This window comes from Pseudomonas sp. IT-347P, from assembly GCF_949768005.1.
Classification (GTDB): Bacteria; Pseudomonadota; Gammaproteobacteria; order Pseudomonadales; family Pseudomonadaceae; genus Aquipseudomonas.
On the sequence record NZ_CATKPQ010000039.1, the window covers coordinates 1 to 268 of the forward strand.

Annotated in this window: 1 pseudogene; it reads right to left on the reverse strand. The window is 57.5% G+C overall.

The annotated features are described in order from the left end of the window. Positions 1-268, reverse strand: a pseudogene (locus tag ACM6IV_RS16235) (toxin); the annotation flags it as partial.

Genomic DNA, 268 nt, shown 5'->3' on the forward strand with positions numbered 1-268 from the left:
GTCTTCGATGCGGGTGATGTTGCCGATGCGGTCGTAAACATATTCGAAGTCCTGCAGCACTTCGCCGTTGTCCTTGCGACTGGACTGGGTGTGCAATCGACCGTCGGCCGGATCGTAGGTCCACTGGCTACGCACACCGTTACCGTCCTGTTGCTCGATGATCTGATCAGTGGCGTTGTAATGAACATCGCGTAACACGGTTCGCCAGTCGGTGTCGCCGTTGATCAACAACTGCATGTGCCTGAGCTGGCCGGCCAGACCATAGCGC